The sequence below is a fragment of the Candidatus Coatesbacteria bacterium genome, from assembly GCA_014728225.1.
Lineage (GTDB): Bacteria > RBG-13-66-14 > RBG-13-66-14 > RBG-13-66-14 > RBG-13-66-14 > WJLX01.
The window spans coordinates 1-2,735 of sequence record WJLX01000073.1 but is presented as its reverse complement, the minus strand read 5'-3'; the positions used below and the strand labels follow the sequence as shown (position 1 = coordinate 2,735).

Genomic DNA, 2,735 nt, shown 5'->3' with positions numbered 1-2,735 from the left:
CCGGCCGGGCCGTCGAGGCGGACCACGGCCCGAGGCAGGCTGACACCGGCGTGATCGTCCAGTTCAACCCGCCAGCGCAGGCGTTCTCCCGGATTCAGCACGTTGGCGGACAGGGCCGACGGAGCTGTAGTGGAGAGAGGGTCGTTGAACAACGGTCGGCGCAGGGTCGCGCTGCTGCGGTTGAGCAGTTCGTAGTACAGGTGAGCCGCCGTGAGGCCGTCGTCTGCTTCCAACTCGTAGAGGGGGTAGCGGCGCAGTTCCAGCAGGTCGTCGGCGTCACCGTGGGGGCCGTGGACCAGGGGCGAGGCCGCCGGGCTCAGGGTCAGCGCGGTGGGCCGACCGTCGAGGGTGCGGATCTGTAGTGGAGAGGAGCTCGTCTCAGTCGTGGTGGACAAACCGGACAGTTCGAGGGTGCGCTCCACCTCGGCGGCCACATAGTCCCCCGCCCGGCGGGCCAGCTCGCCGCGTCGGGCCGCCAGCTCTCCCAGTGCCAGAGTCTTGCTCGTCGCGTCCAGCAGCGACCAGCGGTACTCGTAATACCCGCCGCTGACCACGACGACGTCGCCGACCAGCAGCAGATAAGCCGTGCCGTCGGGGGAGGCGGCGTAGTGGGAGGTCAGCTCCCGGGAGCCGACGGCCTCGATGCCCCGCTCGGTCAGGCTTTGGCGCAGCGCGTTGGCCAGTTCGTCGGCCAGGCCCTGCTCTCCGCTGGCGACGCGGGGTTCGTGAACCACCACCACGGTGGCCGCGGCGGCGGCGCAGAGCGACAGAACGCAAAGCATGACCAGGGTTTTACACATGGATGGAACAGCCTTGACGAAAGTCCCTGGGGGGATTTGTTGGGGGTTCACGAACCAGGCCACCGGGGTTTCCCGGCACAGAGACCTTCGTCGTCTGGACCCGAGGCCGGGCGAGTGCTAATCGCTCAACAGGTCCGGTCGAACCTCCGCGACGGCTCCCGGCATTAATCCTGTTGATAATCCCGGTGCCGGGCGTCGAGGAAGGTCTGCAGGATCAGGGCGGCGGCGACGGCGTCGAGCTCACGGCGGATCTCCCGCCCGTCCAGGCCCTGCTCGCGCAGCCTGTGCTCGGCCTCCGCCGAGCTGTAGCGCTCGTCGACGAACTCGACGGGCAGGGCCAGATGAGAGCGCAGCCGCCCGACGAACAGCCGGACTTGCTCGGCCGTTTTCCCCTCCACCCCGGCCTGCTCCAGGGGCAGGCCGACGACGACGGCGTCGACGCCCAGCTCGATGCACAGCAGGGTCAGCCAACGCACGTCGCGCTTGGGGCTGCGTCGGGCGTAGACCTTCAAGGGCTTGGCCAGAACGGCGCCCTCGTCGGACAGGGCCAGCCCCAGCCGCACCTCACCGTAATCGATGCCCAGGTAACGCACCGCGCCAGTATACAACATCGCCGCCGCGGCAACCAGGGCGGGCCGACGGGCTACCGTCGCGGCGCTCTTTTTGCTAGTATTGACCTTCGAACTCATCCACAACTCCATACGGGACCAAAACGAAGAGGAGCGGCATGGAGACGGCGGACATCAACAAGATCGCGGTCATCGGCGGCGGCACCATGGGCAACGGCATCGCCCACGTCTGCGCCCAGACCGGTTACGACGTGGTGCTGATCGAGCGCGAGGAGCGCTTCCTGGAGCGCGCCCTGGCGTCGATCGCCCGCAACCTGGACCGGATGGTCAAGAAGGAGAAGATCACCTCCCAGGACAAGGAGCAGGCCATTTCCCGCATCCGCGCCACTACGGAGTTCGGCGAGATCGCCGACTGCGATGTGGTCATCGAGGCCGTCTTCGAGGAGCGCGGCGTCAAGCGTGAGGTCTGGCGGGCCGTCGATCAGACCGTCAAGGCCGGGGCCTTGCTGGCCTCCAACACCTCGACGATCCCGATCACCGAGTTGGCCGCCTTCACCGAGCGCCCCGCCGATTTCATCGGCATGCACTTCATGAACCCGGTGCCGGTGATGAAGCTGGTCGAGGTCATCCGCGGACTGGAGACCAGCGACGTGGCCACGGCGCTGACCATGAGCCTGGCCGAACAGTTGGGCAAGGTGCCCGTCGAGGTCAACGATTATCCGGGCTTCATCTCCAACCGCATCCTGATGCCGATGATCAACGAGGCCGTCTACGCGGTGATGGAGGGCGTGGCCGCGCTCGAGGCCGTCGACAGCGTGATGAAGCTGGGAATGAACCACCCGATGGGGCCCTTGACCCTGGCCGACTTCATCGGCCTGGATGTCTGTCTGGCGATCATGGAGGTTCTCTACGACGGCTTCCGCGACAGCAAGTACCGCCCCTGCCCCTTGCTGCGCAAGATGGTCGCCGCCGGCCGGTTGGGCCGCAAGAGCGGGCGCGGTTTCTACGATTATTCGGCGCGCTAGGTTGAGCCGTAGTTGAAGGCAACAATCGGCGGCGGGAGAGCGTTTTACGTCGCCGGTTGTTTGCCGACCGCAGTTAGCTGCAGGCGGCATCCGGGAAGGCGCAGAGGCGGTGCCAACCGCACCACTGGCGGAGGCCAAACGGCAGTGCGGCTCGGAAAAAACGGGATCGCCCCCGTTCCGTCATTTTCTGAGACGCTCCTTCAATTAGACGATCTTGTTTTAATTTAGTGTTGATATATCAACTAGTTATGGATATATGAAAATGATAATACGGGTACATACGTATGCAGAAGCCGCCAACCCCTTGACAGGCAAATCCTGATGTCGCATTATTAAAAGTG

General features: G+C 65.1%; 3 protein-coding genes. 1 reads left to right on the top strand and 2 read right to left on the bottom strand.

From position 1 onward, the window contains the following. A partial coding sequence (locus tag GF399_05320; protein ID MBD3399734.1) for a hypothetical protein occupies positions 1 to 800 on the bottom strand: 800 nt, incomplete at its 3' end. Positions 801 to 964: 164 nt separating this feature from the next. Next, the gene (gene ruvX, locus GF399_05315; GenBank protein ID MBD3399733.1) at positions 965 to 1,501 is read right to left on the bottom strand and encodes a Holliday junction resolvase RuvX; all 537 of its coding nucleotides are present in this window, start codon (positions 1,499 to 1,501) and stop codon (positions 965 to 967) included. Between the two features lie 26 nt (positions 1,502 to 1,527). Between ruvX and GF399_05310 the strand changes: the two genes are divergently transcribed. Beyond that, complete coding sequence (locus GF399_05310; protein ID MBD3399732.1) at positions 1,528 to 2,394, top strand: 3-hydroxybutyryl-CoA dehydrogenase; 867 nt, start codon at positions 1,528 to 1,530, stop codon at positions 2,392 to 2,394. The last annotated feature ends 341 nt before the right edge of the window (positions 2,395 to 2,735 follow it).